Here is a 15,481-nt window from a genome sequence, read left to right as displayed (position 1 = left end):
GACTAGAAAATTCGGGTGCGGAGCCGGCAGGCCGGCTCCGCAAAGGCAATCAGTTGCCTTCTTTCAGACCCAGGTCAGCCAGGGCCTTGGCGGCGACTTTGGCTGGCAGTGGGATGTAGCCGTCTTTCACCACAACTTCCTGGCCCTGCTTCGACAGCACAAGCTTCACGAACTCAGCTTCCAGCGGAGCCAGCGGCTTGTTCGGGGCTTTGTTGACGTACACGTAGAGGAAACGCGACAGCGGGTATTTGCCGTTCAGGGCGTTTTCTTCGGTGTCTTCGATGAAGTCAGTGCTGCCTTTCTTGGCCAGGGCCACGGTCTTCACGCTGGCGGTCTTGTAGCCGATGCCCGAGTAACCGATGCCGTTCAGCGAGGAGCTGATCGACTGCACGACCGAAGCCGAGCCTGGTTGTTCGTTCACGTTTGGCTTGTAGTCGCCTTTGCACAGGGCTTCTTCTTTGAAGTAGCCGTAGGTGCCGGATACCGAGTTACGACCGAACAACTGCACCGGCTTGTTGGCCAGGTCGCCGGTCACACCCAGGTCGCCCCAGGTTTTCACGTCGGCTTTAGCGCCGCACAGACGAGTCGAAGAGAAGATCGCGTCGACTTGTTCCATGGTCAGGTGCTGGATCGGGTTGTCCTTGTGCACGAATACCGCCAGGGCATCCACGGCGACTGGGATAGCGGTTGGCTTGTAGCCGTACTTCTGCTCGAAGGCCGCCAGTTCGGTGTCCTTCATCTTGCGGCTCATCGGGCCCAGGTTGGAGGTGCCTTCAGTCAGCGCAGGTGGCGCGGTAGCGGAGCCGGCAGCTTGAATCTGAATGTTGACGTTCGGGTATTCCTTTTTGTAACCCTCGGCCCACAGGGTCATCAGGTTAGCCAGGGTATCGGAACCGACGCTGGACAAGTTGCCCGACACACCAGTGGTCTTAACGTAAGCCGGGATTGCCGGATCAACACCAGCGGCCACCGCGTTGGCGGTCGCAACGCCAGCAGCGACAAAAGTCATTGCCGCCATCAAACGTTTCAGTTTCATGCCTTGCTCCTAGCAGATAGGGATAGTTGGATCGGGGCCAAGTATCGGGAGGCCGTGTGAACACTCTATGTCTGGAATGTGACAGTTAGATGAAAGGCCACTATTGGACGGGAATCTGCCATTAAGTGGGGAGCATTCAGAATTGTGGTTCAAGAGCCAGCTCGGACTTTTCCGACATCCCTTTAAGGTTGCCGCTCGGAAGTGCGGCCCCTAACCTGCCAGCGCATCCAGGCTTGAGCCGCAACACCTCACCTAAGGTTGACAAAAATGTAGTTAGGCATAGCCTTGTCAACCCAAGGAGGCTTTTATGATCAATGACCGAATTCGCCGCGCAAGGCTGCTAAGAGGCCTGTCACTCGAGGCTCTGGCGCTCCAGCTAGGTGATATCACCAAACAAGGCTTGAGCAAATATGAGAAAGGATTGAGCACTCCCAACTCCAGGCGCCTCCTGCAATTGGCCAAGGCACTGGAAGTGAGCCCGGAGTATTTTTTTCGTCCTGAAGCCTTGCCACTGGCTCCACTGGAGTTTCGCAAACTGGCCAAAATGCCTCAGTACCGCCAAGTGCAAGTCGAAGAGCAGGTCCGCGAGCACCTGGAACGCTACATCGCCCTTGAAGGATGCTTCGAGCCGTTGGATATCCAGACCGCTAGAACCCCAGCGTATTTATTGCCCGTGTCCTCCATAGAAGAAGCTGAGATAGCGGCTGACGAACTACGAAAATATTGGGGGATAGGCGGCGATCCGATCGCCCACCTGACCGAACAACTGGAAAAACATGGCATCAAGGTAGTGATGCTGGAGGGTCCGGATGATTTTGATGGCGCCTGCGTCTCCACCCGTGACGGCGAACATGTCCTGATTGCCTTGAACGCCCAGCGTCCGGGTGAACGCATTCGTTTTACTGCAGCCCATGAGTTGGGACATTGGGTCATGCAATTGCCCGAAGAAATGCCAGAACGCGAAAAAGAGAACTGCTGTCATCGTTTCGCCGGCGCCTTTCTTTATCCAGCTGATGCCGTTACCCGTGATTTTGGTAGCCGCCCTCGCTCGAGAATTCATACCCAGGAACTACTGATCGCCAAGCGTCAGTACGGAATTTCAATGCATGCCGCATTGCGCCGCCTCAAAGATCTCGACCTGGTAGGTGATACCGGCTACAAACTGCTCACCATCCAATTCAGCACTCATGGTTGGCGCAAGGCTGAACCCGAGCCACTCCCCTGCAAACCACCGCAGCGCTTCGAATCCTTGGTGTTCTGGGCGTTGGCGGAAGAGTTGATAACCAGGTCCCGTGCCGCGGAGTTACTGCGAAGACCTCTGACGGCACTGGAGAGTGCATGAGCCTGATCTATATCAGCGATACGAATATCTGGATCGACTTCAGAAATGCCGGACTGCTGGAACAGATGTTCAAACTGCCCTTTAGCCTCTGCTGTACCGACTTCGTTCTATATGAGTTGGAAGACATCTTCCACGACGAGTTGCTCGCCCAGGGCCTTTTGGTTGAGTCGTTTGATGAAAGAGATGTACAAAAATTACTCAATTTGAAAATTGAGCATTGCAACAGCTCAATGGCCGATGTGTCCTGCTATTTGTTGGCTCTTACCACTGGCAGGCCATTGCTGACAGGTGATGGGAAACTACGTCGCCAGGCGCAGAAAGACGGCATCCAAGTACGTGGTGCCCTCTGGCTACTGGACCTCATGATCGAGCACCACACAATCACCTCGTCAGTCGCTGCGCAAGCCCTGGAAAATATGCTTTGGCACGGCGCGAGATTGCCAGGAGCGGAATGCGAAAGCAGGCTCTCACGTTGGCGAGAGCCTGATCAGGATTAGCGGGAACGCTTCCACAGATACCCGCCCACTGCCATCCCCATCACACACAGGGCAGCTACGTAGTAGGCCGGGCCCATCGGGCTTTCCTTCATCAGCAGCGACACCGCCAACGGCGTCAGGCCGCCGAACACGGCGTAGGCCACGTTGTAGGAGAACGACAAGCCACTGAAGCGCACTACCGGCGGGAAGGCCTTGACCATTACATACGGCACCACGCCGATGGTGCCCACGAACAAGCCGGTCAAGGTGTACAGCGGGAACAACCAGTCAGGATGTGCAAAGAGGCTGTGGTAAAGCGTCCAGGAAGTCGCGAGCAACAGCGCGCAACCGGCCACCAGCACGCGGCCAGCACCAAAGCGGTCGGCCAATGCGCCGGAGGCGATGCAGCCCAGGCTCAAGGTGACGATGGCCAGGCTGTTGGCTTGCAGCGCAACGGTCGGGCTGAAGTGATAAACCGTCTGCAGCACGGTCGGGGTCATCAGGATGACCACGACGACGCCGGCCGAAAGCAACCAGGTCAGCAGCATCGACAACACGATGGCGCCGCGGTGATCACGCAGCACGGCGCGCAATGGCAGCTCGGCGGCCAGGGTCTTGCGCTGCTGCATCTCGGCGAAGATCGGGGTTTCATGCAGCCAGCGGCGCAGGTACACCGACAGCAGGCCAAACACACCGCCGAGCAGGAACGGGATACGCCAGGCGTAATCCGAGACCTGCTCCGGGCTATAAAGCGTGTTGATCGCAGTGGCCACCAGCGATCCCAGCAGGATCCCGGCGGTCAGGCCGCTGGTCAGCGTGCCGCAGGCGTAGCCGATGTGGCGTGGCGGTACGTGCTCTGAAACAAACACCCAGGCGCCCGGGACTTCACCCCCGATGGCCGCGCCCTGGATGATGCGCATCAGCAGCAACAGGACTGGCGCCCACAGGCCGATCTGCGCGTAGGTTGGTAGCAGGCCCATGATCAGGGTCGGCACGGCCATCATGAAGATGCTCAGGGTGAACATCTTCTTGCGGCCCAGCAGGTCACCGAAGTGCGCCATGATGATGCCGCCCAGCGGGCGTGCCAGGTAACCGGCGGCGAAGATGCCAAAGGTCTGCATCATGCGCAGCCATTCGGGCATGTCGACGGGGAAGAAGAGTTTTCCGACCACGGTGGCGAAAAACACGAAGATGATGAAATCATAAAACTCCAGCGCCCCGCCCAAGGCAGACAGCGACAGGGTTTTGTAGTCGTTGCGGGTCAGCGGGCGCGACGGTTGCGCACTGCTTGCGGGCACGGAGGACATGGCAAGGCTTCTCTTATAGTAGTCAGCTTGATAAGGACGGCACGCCCGGGACTTGCGGCGGTCTGGCAAGATAGCAAATCGCTTGTAAAAGCACAGCGCCAGGAGAACAGTTGCGCGCAAAAGCCGCGATACAGCGCCTATTTACCGACCAAATGAGCGCCGGGAGGTCGTCGTGGCGCCAGGGTCTCGATATACTCGGCCCTTGCAAGCGCAAGACCCGCAGTCTTGAGGGGCTGCTGTGCCAAAACGTCGTTGGGTGCCGTCCAGCCGATTTGGCAGAGTTTCCCTTTAGTACGCCTTACGAGAAACGCATCACGCGGTGTATGTTGGTGCTGAAACGTTTTTTTCGAAGACGGCTATCCACTTGAAATACCCATGAAGCGTCACGGGTCAGAGGCCCCTCGGCATGATCGAACTCGAACAAGAAGATCCTATCCCGCAAGGCGACCTCGCCCTGCAAATCACCGCACTGCCGCGTGAAACCAACGGTTTCGGCGATATCTTCGGCGGCTGGCTGGTCGCCCAGATGGACTTGGCCGGCACCGCCATGGCCAGCAAGGTGGCAGGTGGTCGCGTGGCCACCGTGGCTATTGATCGCATGGCGTTCCTGGTGCCGGTGGCAGTGGGCGCGCAATTGTCCTTCTATACCCAGGCCCTGGAAATCGGCCGCAGCTCGATCCAGATGATGGTCGAAGTGTGGAGCGACGACCCGCTGTCCAGCGAATGGCGCAAGGTGACAGAGGCGGTGTTTGTATTCGTCGCTATCGATGGCAGCGGCCGCACGCGTTCCGTGCCTTCACGCGCGCGTTAAACCTCGCGGGTTTTTGACGGTCAATTGCCCCATTGCCTGCCATTAAGAGTGTCTGTTATGCCTACGCCCCACGTTGAGACCGTAAAGATCGACGAACTGGACTGCTGGCGCATCCGCCACAACGGCGCCGAGCTGATGATTGCCCAGCAGGGCGCACATATATTCAGTTACGGGCGCGAGGGCGAGCAGCCGCTGATTTGGCCGAACCCTGAGGCGATGTTCAAGAAAGGCAAAGGCATTCGTACCGGCGTACCGGTGTGCTGGCCGTGGTTTGGCGTGTTTGACCGTAACCCGCAGAGCGTTAAGGCAATGCGCCAGAGCGAGCAGCCGGCCGGTGCTCACGGCTTTGTGCGTACAGCATTGTGGGAATTAGCTGACACCACACTCGAAGGCGAAGCGCTGCGGGTGGACCTGCAACTACCGGTTCCCGCAGGCGGCTTCCCCGACTGGCCCCATCAGGTCGACCTGAACCTGAGCCTGCTGCTGGACGACCAACTGCATATCCGCCTGACCAGCCATAACCGTGGTACCGAGACAGTGACACTCAGCCAGGCGCTGCACACTTACTTCGCCGTCAGCGATGTACGTAACGTGCAGGTCGAAGGGCTGGACGGTGGGACCTATATCGACACCGCCGACGGTTGGACCGAGAAAACGCAATCCGGTCTGCTGCACTTCACCGCCGAAACCGACCGCATCTACCTCGACACGCCGTCCCAGCTGGCTATTGTCGATAAAGACTGGCAGCGCCGCATTCAGCTCACTGCCGAGGGCTCGAAATCGACCGTGATCTGGAACCCCTGGACCGAACGCGCCAAGGCGTTCGACGACATGGCCGACGATGGCTGGCAGGGCATGCTGTGCATCGAGACGGCGAATGTGCTGGATGATGTGGTGAGCCTGGCCCCAGGTGAAAGCCACACCTTGGGCGTGAGCATCACCGCTGTCGCCCTGTAGGAACGCCGATCAAAATGTGGGAGGGGGCTTGCCCCCGATCGCTGTCTATCAGTAGCAAATGTGCTGACTGATCCACTGCTATCGGGGGCAAGCCCCCTCCCACATTGGTTATATGTTGCCCTTTAAAGATCGGATTCCTTTACCACCCGCACTTTCCCCGCATCCAGCGCATACGCCGCATCGGCCAGATCGTTATTGACCTTCTCCACCTTCAACGTGCCCGTGACCCACAGCGGCGTGTAGATGTCGTCCAGCTTCAACCCCTTGGGATAGCGCACCAGCACCAACTGGTTAGGTGGCGGAGGCGGCACGTGGATGCAGGCGCCTGGGTACGGCACCAGGAAAAACAGGGTGCTGCGACCCTTGGCGTCGGTCTCCAACGGTACTGGATAGCCGCCAATTCGGATGTTCTTGCCATTCATGGCGGCTACGGTCTTGGTGGAGTACATCACCGCCGGCAAGCCTTTGCTCTGCTTCAGGCCACCTTTGTCGGTGAACGTGCCTTGGGCTTCGGGGGAGTTGTGGTCGATCTCGGGCATGGCTTCGAGGGCTTTTTGATCCGACAGCGGCATCAGGTCAAGCCAATCGGTTTCCGGCAGTTCGCCGGCGTGGGCCAGGCCAGAGCCTAGTAATAGGAGCGTAAACAGAAGACGGCGCATGGAGAGGCTCGACAAGGTTAACAGTGTCGGCATTCTAGCCCCCTGCGCCTGCGCGGCGCAGAGGGCCGTGACGCTAAATCATTTTTTTCGCAGCAGGCCGTAGATCACCAGCAGCACGATGGCGCCGATCAGCGCACCGAGGAAGCCTGCGCCTTGACCTGCCTGGTAGATGCCCAGGGCCTGCCCACCGTAGGTGGCGACCAAGGAACCTGCGATACCCAGCAGGATGGTCATGATCCAGCCCATGCTGTCGTCGCCTGGCTTCAGGAAACGCGCCAGCAGGCCGACGATCAAGCCGATAAAGATGGTTCCGATGATACCCATGGCATTTCCCTCTGATTGAATTGAGCTATGCCAAAGCCTAGTCAGGCTTTGGCATCCTGCAATCAGAGGATGGCGGTCACCGAATGGTTCCCGCCGAGTCCAGGCTTATTGCTCGGCGATCAGCGCCTCGACCTTGAGGACCTGCGCTTGCAGGGTCGCGCGGTCCTTGCAACGCAGGTTGGCGTGGCCGACCTTGCGCCCGGCCTTGAAGGCCTTGCCGTAGTGATGCAGATGGCAGTCGTCGATGGCGATGACTTTTTCCACTGGCGGTACCACACCGATGAAATTGAGCATGGCGCTCTCGCCGACCTTGGCCGTGGAGCCCAATGGCAAGCCCGCCACCGCCCGCAGGTGGTTTTCGAACTGGCTGCACTCGGCGCCTTCGGTGGTCCAATGCCCGGAGTTGTGCACGCGCGGGGCGATTTCGTTGGCCTTGAGGCCACCGTCGACTTCAAAGAACTCGAACGCCATCACGCCGACGTAATCCAGTTGCTTGAGCACACGGCTGGAATAGTCTTCGGCCAAGGCCTGCAGCGGGTGGTCGGTGCTGGCCACGGACAGCTTGAGGATGCCGCTGTCGTGGGTGTTGTGCACCAACGGGTAGAAGCGGGTTTCGCCATCACGGGCACGCACGGCGATCAGCGAGACTTCGCCGGTGAACGGCACGAAGCCTTCCAACAGGCAGGCGACGCTGCCCAGCTCGGCGAAGGTGCCGACCACATCGGCAGCCGTGCGCAGGACTTTCTGGCCCTTGCCGTCATAACCCAAGGTGCGGGTTTTCAGCACGGCCGGCAGGCCGATGCTGGCGACTGCAGCGTCCAGGTCTGCCTGGGACTGGATATCGGCGAAGGCCGGGGTCGGGATGCCCAGGTCCTTGAACATGCTCTTTTCGAACCAGCGGTCGCGGGCGATGCGCAAGGCTTCGGCGCTTGGGTACACCGGTACGAACTGCGACAGGAACGCAACGGTTTCGGCCGGGACGCTTTCGAACTCGAAGGTGACCAGGTCGACTTCGTCGGCCAGTTGGCGCAGGTGGTCCGGGTCACTGTAGTCAGCGCGCAGATGCTCACCCAGCGCGGCCGCGCAGGCGTCCGGCGCCGGGTCCAGGAAAGCGAAGTTCATTCCCAGCGGGGTTCCGGCCAGGGCCAGCATGCGACCCAGTTGGCCGCCACCGATTACACCGATTTTCATCGTCAACAACCTCAGGCGATACGTGGGTCTGGATTGTCCAGCACGCTGTCTGTCTGTTCAGCACGGAATTTTTTCAGCACCGCGTGAAACTGCGGGTGCTTGGCGCCCAGGATGCTGGCGGACAGCAAAGCTGCGTTAATAGCACCGGCCTTGCCGATCGCCAGGGTCGCCACCGGAATGCCCGCCGGCATCTGCACGATGGACAACAGCGAGTCCACGCCCGAGAGCATCGCCGACTGCACCGGCACGCCGAGCACCGGCAGGTGGGTCTTGGCCGCACACATACCTGGCAGGTGCGCTGCACCACCGGCACCGGCGATGATCACCTCGATGCCACGGGATTCTGCTTCATCGGCATACTGGAACAGCAAATCCGGAGTGCGGTGGGCGGAGACCACTTTCACTTCGTAGGGAATGCCGAGTTTTTCCAGCATATCGGCGGTGTGGCTAAGGGTGGACCAATCGGACTTGGAGCCCATGATCACGCCAACCAATGCACTCATCGTCGTGCCTCTTCTCTCTGGGCGCCCACAGGCGCGTCAAAAAACAACAAGCCACGCGGGAAATCCGGCGTGGCTTGGTGTACGAATTAAGGCCGGTTGGACCGGCCGAAGGCCGCGCAGTATACCGTAATAATGCAGATAAACAGCCCCTGGAATGACCATCTGTCCAGTGGCGCAAAGCGGCGGTTTTATTGACTTAAGAGTCAGCCAAATCACCACAAAACCCTGTGGGAGGGGGCTTGCTTCCGATGACGGTGTGTCAGGCACTTATCTGTCACTGATACACCGCTATCGGGGGCGAGCCCCCTCCCACATTTGCCCGGTGTTCGGCTCAGGTGGTTTGCGCCGCGCCACCTTCCAGTTTTCGCCACAACAACCGCACATTCGCCTTGCGCACCAACGCGCAGCGATACAAGCGGATCTCCAATGGCACATGCCATTGCGGACCGCCGCAGACAACCAGTTCTCCGCGAGCGAGTTCGGCGCGCACGCTCAACTGCGGTACCCAGGCGATGCCCAGGCCTTCAAGGGCCATGCTCTTGAGGCTATCGGCCATGGCGGTTTCATAAACCGTCGTAAAACGCAGGGCGCGTTGGCGCAGCAGTAAATGCACCGAGCGGCCGAGGAACGCGCCAGCGCTGTACGCCAGCAGCGGCACACTGCCCTCGCCTTCCAGGTCAAACAACGGTTTACCGTCGGCATCAGCGGCGCACACCGGGAGCATCTCGGTGTTGCCCAGGTGCAGGGACGGGAAGATCTCGGCGTCCATCTGCATGGCGGCGTCCGGGTCGTAGAACGCCAGCATCAGGTCACACCCCCCTTCGCGCAGGGCATGCACGGCGTCACCGACGTTGGTGGCGACCAAGCGGGTGGCAATGTTCAGGCCTTCGTTGCGCAGTTGTGCGATCCAGCGGGGGAAGAAGCCCAGCGCCAACGAGTGAGCCGCCGCCACTTGCATGACTTCGCCCTGCCCGCCTTCCAAGTGGTGCAAATGGCGCAGCACTTCACCGAGCTGTTCCACCACGGTGCGCGCCGTGACTAAAAACAACTGCCCCGCCGCCGTCAGCTCTACCGGCGTACGCGAGCGGTTGACCAGGGTCAGGCCCAACGCGGCTTCCAGGCTGCGGATACGTCGACTGAACGCCGGCTGGGTGACGAAGCGTCGCTCGGCGGCCTGGGAAAAGCTGCGGGTCGCTGCCAGGGCACTGAAGTCTTCCAGCCATTTGCTCTCAAGGTTCATCACGTCCTCCCACGGGTACGCACCATTTTGGCACACACGCCCGCCATCATAGCTGGGTCACACTCACATTATGCCGTTTGTGCATAGGCCAGTGTTTAACAGCATTGGCCCAAAAACTTCCACAAGCCTAGCATTCGCAGCGTTCCGGCCAGTTCCGGGTCCATATCGAGATGATTTCCGTCATGTCCTCCGCTGCATCATTCCGCACAGAAAAAGACCTGCTTGGCGTACTCGAAGTACCTGCCCAAGCGTATTACGGCATCCAGACCCTGCGAGCGGTGAATAACTTCCGCCTCTCGGGCGTTCCGATTTCGCATTACCCGAAATTGGTGGTCGGCCTGGCAATGGTCAAGCAAGCGGCGGCAGATGCCAACCGCGAGCTCGGTCAGCTCAGCGAAGCCAAGCACGCTGCCATCAGCGAAGCCTGTGCCCGCTTGATCCGCGGCGACTTCCACGAAGAGTTCGTGGTGGACATGATTCAAGGCGGCGCCGGCACTTCAACCAACATGAATGCCAACGAAGTCATCGCCAACATCGCGTTGGAGGCCATGGGCCACAACAAGGGCGAGTACCAGTACCTGCACCCCAACAACGACGTGAACATGGCGCAGTCGACCAACGACGCCTACCCGACCGCGATCCGCTTGGGTCTGCTGCTGGGCCATGACGCGCTGCTGGCCAGCCTCGACAGCCTGATCCAGGCATTCGCCGCCAAGGGCGTCGAGTTCAGCCACGTGCTGAAAATGGGCCGCACCCAATTGCAAGACGCCGTGCCGATGACCCTCGGCCAGGAATTCCGCGCCTTCGCCACCACCCTCGGTGAAGACCTGGCGCGCTTGAAAACCCTGGCGCCAGAGCTGCTGACCGAAGTGAACCTGGGCGGCACCGCCATCGGTACCGGCATCAACGCCGACCCGCGTTACCAAGCCCTGGCGGTACAACGCCTGGCGGTGATCAGCGGCCAGCCGGTTGTGCCTGCCGCCGACCTGATCGAAGCCACCTCCGACATGGGCGCCTTCGTGCTGTTCTCCGGCATGCTCAAGCGCACTGCGGTGAAGCTGTCGAAGATCTGTAACGACCTGCGCCTGCTGTCCAGCGGCCCCCGCACCGGCATCAACGAGATCAACCTGCCGGCGCGCCAGCCAGGCAGCTCGATCATGCCCGGCAAGGTCAACCCGGTAATCCCGGAAGCGGTTAACCAAGTCGCGTTCCAAGTGATCGGTAACGACCTGGCCCTGACCATGGCAGCCGAAGGCGGCCAACTGCAGCTGAACGTAATGGAGCCGCTGATCGCCTTCAAGATCTTCGACTCGATCCGCCTGCTGCAACGCGCCATGGACATGCTGCGCGAACACTGCATCGTCGGCATCACCGCCAACGAAGCGCGCTGCCGCGAACTGGTGGAGCATTCCATCGGCCTGGTCACCGCGCTAAACCCGTACATCGGCTATGAAAACGCCACCCGCATCGCCCGCATCGCCCTCGAAAGCGGCCGCGGCGTGCTGGAACTGGTGCGCGAAGAAGGCTTGCTCGACGACGCCATGCTCGACGACATCCTGCGCCCCGAAAACATGATCGCTCCACGCTTGGTCCCGTTGAAGGCCTAAGCGTCTGTTGCACTGCTCACCAGGCTGAGGGACTAGACACCTCTCACCTTTTGAGGGCCTGAAGGCTCGTTCTTCAGGCCCTTTTTTTTGCCCCAAGGTTGTGAAATGACGCCCATAAAAACTCCAATATCGCCCTGCCAATCCACCGCCCCCTCAGTCGCATGGCTGAAACCTTTAATCAGCCCGAGCAGACGGATCTCGTTCGCCTAGGTATAGTGCCGCCCCTCTTCGCGTGTGCGGCCGTCGGTAACGAGGCCCAGGTACAACGCGAAACCGCATGAATAACAACCCGCAAAAGGATTGGGGTCGAACTGTCGCGCACTGCCTGGTGCGATGCGATGGCGTCGAACCGTCCTGCGTTTGCCATTAGAAAAATCAGCGAGGAACACTCCATGCTCGAAGTCATCAACGACTTCCTCTCAGGGAAAGTACTGATCGTGCTCATTGTCGGGCTCGGCGGTTATTTCACGATTCGCTCGCGTTTCGTACAGTTGCGCCACTTTTTCCACATGTTCTCAGTGTTCAAAGACAGCCTGAAGAGCAGCTCCGGCCAGCTCAGTTCGTTCCAGGCGCTGATGCTCAGCCTGGCCGGCCGCGTCGGTGCAGGTAACATCGCCGGTGTCGGCATTGCCGTGACATTGGGTGGCCCAGGTGCCGTGTTCTGGATGTGGGTCACCGCGCTGGTGGGCATGTCTTCGAGCTTTATCGAGTGCTCCCTCGGCCAGCTGTACAAACGCACTGACGCCGAAGGCACCTACCGTGGCGGCCCCGCGTATTACATCCAGCACGGCCTGCACAAGCGCTGGCTGGGTATGGTCATGGCGTTCCTGCTGCTGGTGACCTTCGGCTTTGCCTTCAACGGCCTGCAAGCCCATGCCGTGACGCACTCGCTGAACAACGCTTTCGGCCTGGACACCACCTACACCGGCCTGGCCCTCGCAGTATTGCTGGGCTTGGTGTTCATCGGCGGGATCAAGCGCATCGCTTCGATCGCCGACCTGCTGGTGCCGGTCAAGACCCTGGTCTACATCGCCGTGACCCTGTACGTGATCGTGCTGCAGTTCGACCACGTACCCGCGATGCTCGCAACCATCGTCAAGAGCGCGTTCGGCCTCGACCAGGCCTTCGGCGGCCTGGTGGGCAGCGCGATCATCATGGGGGTTAAGCGCGGCGTGTTCGCCAACGAAGCCGGTTTGGGCAGTGCGCCTAACGTGGCGGCGGTGGCGTCGGTAGAACACCCGATCGCCCAAGGCGTGGTGCAAGCGTTCAGCGTGTTCCTCGACACGTTCGTGATCTGTACCTGCACCGCCTTGCTGATCCTGCTCTCCGGTTTCTACACCCCAGGCTTCGAAGGCGACGGCATTGCCCTGACCCAGAACTCCCTGGCGGCCGTGGTCGGTGATTGGGGCCGCATGTTCATCTCGGTGGCCCTGGCGTTGTTCGTGTTCACCTCGATCATGTACAACTACTACCTCGGTGAGAGCAACCTGCGCTTCCTGGTGGGTAACAACCGCAAAGTGCTGATGGGCTATCGCGCACTGGTGCTGGTGCTGATTTTCTGGGGTTCCATCGAGAACCTGGGCACCGTGTTCGCCTTCGCCGACATCACCATGACGATGCTGGCGTTCGTTAACCTGTTCGCCCTGGCGTTCCTGTTCAAGATCGCCATGCGCATCCTGAACGACTACGACAACCAGCGCGCCGCAGGCATCAAGACCCCGGTGTTCGACTCCAGCCAGTTCCCAGACCTGGACCTGGACCGCAAGGCCTGGCCGGCCAATCCGGCAAAACCGGACGTTGCCGTCTCGGCTGAACTGAACGCTCAAGCGCAACGCTGAGCGTAGATAGATGACACGCCGCCTGGCCTTGGGCATGCTCTGGGCCCGGCGGCGTTTTTCGTTCAGGAGAGTGTTCAGATGACCCAACCAGCCCAAAACGTCATGGTGCTCTACACCGGCGGCACCATCGGCATGCAGGCCAGCGCCAACGGCCTGGCACCCGCATCCGGGTTCGAAGCGCGCATGCGCGAGCAACTGGCCCATCAGCCAGTGCCTGCGTGGCGCTTCCGCGAAATGGCCCCGCTGATCGACAGCGCCAACATGACCCCGGCCTACTGGCAACAATTGCGCATCGCGGTCGTCGAGGCCGTGGAAGGCGGCTGCGACGCAGTACTGATCCTGCACGGCACCGACACCTTGGCCTACAGTGCGGCAGCCATGAGTTTTCAATTGCTGGGCTTGCCGGCGCCGGTGGTGTTCACCGGTTCCATGCTGCCCGCCGGCGTGCCCGACAGCGACGCCTGGGAAAACGTCAGCGGTGCCCTGGCAGCATTGGGCCAAGGCCTGGCGCCCGGTGTGCAGTTGTACTTCCATGGCGCACTGATGGCGCCGACCCGTTGCGCGAAGATCCGCAGCTTTGGTCGCCATCCGTTTGCAGCCTTGCAGCGCAACGGCGGCGTGGCCAAGGCCGAGGCCATTCCTGCAGCGCTGGATTATCGCCAAGCCAAAGCCCTGGCCAACGTCGGCGTGCTGCCGTTGGTGCCGGGCATCGGCGCCGGGCAACTGGATGCGCTGATCGACAGCGGCCTCCAGGCGCTGGTCCTCGAATGCTTCGGCAGCGGCACCGGGCCAAGCGATAACCCGGCGTTCCTGGCCAGCCTCCAGCGTGCCCACGATCAAGGTGTGGTGGTGGTCGCGATCACCCAATGCCATGAAGGTGGCGTGGAGTTGGACGTGTACGAAGCCGGCAGCCGGTTACGCGGCGTCGGCGTACTGTCCGGTGGCGGCATGACCCGCGAAGCGGTGTTCGGCAAGCTGCAGGCCCTGCTCGGTGCGAGTCTTGCGACGCCTGAGGTCCGCCGCCTGGTGGAACTGGACCTGTGCGGCGAACTGAGCTGACCGGCATATAACTTGCTCCCCTTCCAGCCATCTCCTGGCTGGAAGCCCCCATGCTGCACTCCCACCTCACGACCCTCAACGCGGTCTCGCTGGTGCTCAGCACCTTCAAGGCCGAAGGCTGGCCCGCCGAAACGCTGCTGGCCGGCAGCGGTATCTGCGCGGCGGACTTGAGCCGCGCCGACACTCGCATCGCCACGCATCAGGAGATGCAGGTGTGCGCCAATGCCGTGGCCCTGCAGCGCGATATCGGCCTGATCGTGGGGCGCCGCATGCATGTATCGTCCTACGGCATGCTCGGCTATGCCCTGCTCACGAGTGCCACTTTCGGTGACGCTTTGCGCCTGGCCCTGCGTTATCCGGCGCTGTTGGGAACACTGTTCGAGCTGAGCCTGAAGGAGGACGGCGGACGTATCTGGTTCACCGCGGGCGATTATCGCGATAACCCGGCCCTGACCGCCTTCAATGTCGAGCTGTGTCTCGGGTCGCTGAAGGTCATTTGCGACGACCTGCTCGGCCATCCACTGCCCTTGCTGGGCGCGCGCTTCGAGCACGATGCACCGGATTATCAAGCGCGCTACGCCGAGAGTTTCGACTGCCCGTTGCAGTTCCAGGCCACCGCCAATGCGTTCGCCTTTGACAAACGCTGGCTCGCCCAGCCTTTGCCGCTGGCCGACAGCGTGACCCACCAGGCCATGGCCGAGCGCTGCCGTAAACAGAACACCGAATTCACCGGGCGCGAAGCCTGGCTGGGGCGAATCCGCCAATTGCTCGCGGCGCAACTGCACGCCGCACCCGGGCTGGATGGCCTGGCCCAACAGATGAACTGTTCGCCACGCACCCTACGCCGACACCTGCATGACCTGGGCTGCAGCTATCAGGAACTGCTGGATGAGCTGCGTTTCGAACGCGCCAAGCAATTGCTGGCGCAAGACCAATGCCCCATCTACCGGATTGCCGAGCAGCTGGGCTTCAGCGAGACCGCCAGCTTCCGGCATGCCTTCGTGCGCTGGAGCGGCGTGGCGCCGAGCCAATTTCGCGCATGACGCGCTATTGAGGGGCGAATTACGGACAGAAAATCTGGCCATATATATCCCCTTTTGGCCGCTCTTGCCGTTCTCATAACCTGCGCCG

15 protein-coding genes are annotated in these 15,481 nt (G+C 60.7%); 8 read left to right on the top strand and 7 right to left on the bottom strand.

What is annotated here, in order from left to right:
• Window positions 1–49: 49 nt before the first annotated feature.
• The gene (locus AO064_RS10375; RefSeq protein WP_015886581.1) at window positions 50–1,036 is read right to left on the bottom strand and encodes a phosphate ABC transporter substrate-binding protein PstS; all 987 of its coding nucleotides are present in this window, start codon (window positions 1,034–1,036) and stop codon (window positions 50–52) included.
• Window positions 1,037–1,343: 307 nt separating this feature from the next.
• Here AO064_RS10375 and AO064_RS10370 point away from each other — a divergent pair, with 307 nt between their 5' ends.
• Window positions 1,344–2,378 carry a helix-turn-helix domain-containing protein gene (locus tag AO064_RS10370; protein WP_064053219.1) on the top strand — a complete coding sequence of 345 codons (1,035 nt, stop codon included), beginning with the start codon at window positions 1,344–1,346 and terminating at the stop codon, window positions 2,376–2,378.
• A complete protein-coding gene (locus AO064_RS10365) occupies window positions 2,375–2,875 on the top strand; it encodes a PIN domain-containing protein (protein WP_064053218.1) in 501 nt (166 codons plus the stop codon). Before AO064_RS10370 ends, AO064_RS10365 begins: the two co-directional genes overlap by 4 nt.
• On the opposite strand, the gene AO064_RS10360 is transcribed toward AO064_RS10365, so the two are convergent.
• Entirely contained in the window at window positions 2,872–4,161 is a 1,290-nt protein-coding gene (locus AO064_RS10360) for an MFS transporter (RefSeq protein WP_064053217.1), read from the bottom strand. The genes AO064_RS10365 and AO064_RS10360 overlap by 4 nt on opposite strands.
• A 406-nt stretch (window positions 4,162–4,567) precedes the next feature.
• Here AO064_RS10360 and AO064_RS10355 point away from each other — a divergent pair, with 406 nt between their 5' ends.
• Together AO064_RS10355 and AO064_RS10350 are read left to right on the top strand one after the other, a co-directional pair.
• Entirely contained in the window at window positions 4,568–4,972 is a 405-nt protein-coding gene (locus AO064_RS10355; protein ID WP_003176975.1) for an acyl-CoA thioesterase, read from the top strand.
• Between the two features lie 57 nt (window positions 4,973–5,029).
• A complete protein-coding gene (locus AO064_RS10350) occupies window positions 5,030–5,929 on the top strand; it encodes a D-hexose-6-phosphate mutarotase (RefSeq protein ID WP_064053216.1) in 900 nt (299 codons plus the stop codon).
• 122 nt (window positions 5,930–6,051) lie between these two features.
• On the opposite strand, the gene AO064_RS10345 is transcribed toward AO064_RS10350, so the two are convergent.
• From AO064_RS10345 to AO064_RS10325, 5 genes are all read right to left on the bottom strand, one after another.
• Window positions 6,052–6,588, bottom strand: coding sequence for a DUF3299 domain-containing protein (locus tag AO064_RS10345; RefSeq protein WP_017135795.1), 537 nt, complete (start codon window positions 6,586–6,588; stop codon window positions 6,052–6,054).
• Window positions 6,589–6,666: 78 nt separating this feature from the next.
• Window positions 6,667–6,912, bottom strand: coding sequence for a GlsB/YeaQ/YmgE family stress response membrane protein (locus tag AO064_RS10340; RefSeq protein WP_015886585.1), 246 nt, complete (start codon window positions 6,910–6,912; stop codon window positions 6,667–6,669).
• Window positions 6,913–7,017: 105 nt separating this feature from the next.
• A complete protein-coding gene (locus AO064_RS10335) occupies window positions 7,018–8,103 on the bottom strand; it encodes a 5-(carboxyamino)imidazole ribonucleotide synthase (RefSeq protein WP_064053215.1) in 1,086 nt (361 codons plus the stop codon).
• Window positions 8,104–8,114: 11 nt separating this feature from the next.
• Entirely contained in the window at window positions 8,115–8,606 is a 492-nt protein-coding gene (gene purE / locus AO064_RS10330; protein WP_003176980.1) for a 5-(carboxyamino)imidazole ribonucleotide mutase, read from the bottom strand.
• 331 nt (window positions 8,607–8,937) lie between these two features.
• A complete protein-coding gene (locus AO064_RS10325; RefSeq protein WP_015886587.1) occupies window positions 8,938–9,846 on the bottom strand; it encodes a LysR substrate-binding domain-containing protein in 909 nt (302 codons plus the stop codon).
• A 182-nt stretch (window positions 9,847–10,028) separates the two neighbouring features.
• On the opposite strand from AO064_RS10325, the gene aspA reads away from it, so the two are divergent.
• The 4 genes from aspA (at window position 10,029) to AO064_RS10305 (ending at window position 15,393) form a co-directional block, all read left to right on the top strand.
• A complete protein-coding gene (aspA, locus tag AO064_RS10320; RefSeq protein ID WP_025854459.1) occupies window positions 10,029–11,453 on the top strand; it encodes an aspartate ammonia-lyase in 1,425 nt (474 codons plus the stop codon).
• A gap of 392 nt (window positions 11,454–11,845) precedes the next feature.
• Window positions 11,846–13,291: an alanine/glycine:cation symporter family protein gene (locus tag AO064_RS10315; protein WP_015886589.1), complete on the top strand. Its 1,446-nt coding sequence runs from the start codon at window positions 11,846–11,848 to the stop codon at window positions 13,289–13,291.
• Window positions 13,292–13,369: 78 nt separating this feature from the next.
• The gene (locus tag AO064_RS10310) at window positions 13,370–14,350 is read left to right on the top strand and encodes an asparaginase (RefSeq protein WP_064053214.1); all 981 of its coding nucleotides are present in this window, start codon (window positions 13,370–13,372) and stop codon (window positions 14,348–14,350) included.
• A gap of 50 nt (window positions 14,351–14,400) precedes the next feature.
• Window positions 14,401–15,393 (top strand): AraC family transcriptional regulator, encoded by a 993-nt coding sequence (locus AO064_RS10305; RefSeq protein WP_064053213.1) that lies wholly within the window; start codon window positions 14,401–14,403, stop codon window positions 15,391–15,393.
• Window positions 15,394–15,481: the final 88 nt, after the last annotated feature.

It is taken from the genome of Pseudomonas marginalis (assembly GCF_001645105.1).
Taxonomy (GTDB): domain Bacteria; phylum Pseudomonadota; class Gammaproteobacteria; order Pseudomonadales; family Pseudomonadaceae; genus Aquipseudomonas; species Aquipseudomonas petroselini.
This window is presented reverse-complemented; position numbering and strand designations above follow the sequence as displayed.